Source organism: Streptomyces sp. NRRL WC-3549 (assembly GCF_000721935.1).
Lineage (GTDB): Bacteria > Actinomycetota > Actinomycetes > Streptomycetales > Streptomycetaceae > Streptomyces.
In genome coordinates, this window is sequence record NZ_KL585443.1 from 55693 (window position 1) to 56720 (window position 1028).

Sequence of the window (1028 nt, forward strand, 5' to 3'; positions counted from 1 at the left end):
CGCGGGCGCGCCGGACGAGGACGGACGCCGCCACGGCTCCCGCCAGGACGAGGACCAGGAGCACGAGAAGGGCCCAGGGAACGGCCCAGCCGTGGGTCGTGGCCCGGACGGGGTCGAGGGCGGTGGTGGAGCCGGCGGCGTCGGTGATGAGCGGGGTGACGGTGACAGCGGCCGTGAGACGGAAGGCGGGGGCGACGTCGTGGACCGGGACGGTGACCTTCCAGCGTTCGCCCGGCAGCAGCTCCGGCGGCGCGGCGATGCCGGCGGCGTCGGTGCCCAGCGTCCCGAAGGGGGCCGTGAGGCTGACCTCCTGGGTGCCGGAGAGCAGGGCGTTGCCGGTGTTGTGAAGGGTGTAGGTCACCGTCGCGTCGCCCCGGGCGAACGGGGCGGCGGAGCCCTCGTAGCCGACGTGCAGGTCCTCGACGGACAGTGCGGGCCGCAGGGCTCCGCTGACGCGCAGCTTGATCCGGATGCCGAGGCGGCGGTCGACCGCGATGCCCTCGGTGTCGCCGGGCTGCTTGAGGGAGGTCAGGATGCCGCCCACGTAGTCGCCGGGGGTGGCGTCGGGCGGGACCTCGACCGTGAAGGGGATCTCGGCGCTCCTGCCGGGTGCTATCTCGACGCTGCCGCCGGTGGTGTGGACCCAGGTGCCGATGGAGGGGGACTTCTTCTCCCGGGTGAGAAGGTCGAGTTGGCCCTTCTCTGTCGTGTAGCCGTCGGCGGCGTAGACCGCGAGGCTCAGCGGTGCGGTGCCGTGGTTGGCGACGACCATGGCGTCCTCGACCTCGCCGCCGGGGTTGACGCCGTAGCTGAAGCTCGGCCGGTCGTCGCCGAATCCGTTGGCCGCCGTCCGGACCGTCCAGGTGACGTCGCCCTCGGCCGCCCGGGCCTGCCCGGTGGAGGTGCCGGCGAACGCCAGGGCCGCGAGCAGGGTGAGGAGGACGGCCCCCAGGAGGGCGGGGGTGGTGCGGCGAGGGGGTGTCACTGCGTGCATCTCGGGATCTCTCTCGGAACGGGGGCGTGGCAGG

At 73.8% G+C, this 1028-nt stretch carries 1 protein-coding gene; it reads right to left on the bottom strand.

What is annotated here, in order from left to right; genetic code table 11:
* A partial coding sequence (locus IH13_RS39220; protein WP_031090689.1) for a WxL protein peptidoglycan domain-containing protein occupies nt 1-994 on the bottom strand: 994 nt, incomplete at its 3' end.
* Nucleotides 995-1028: the final 34 nt, after the last annotated feature.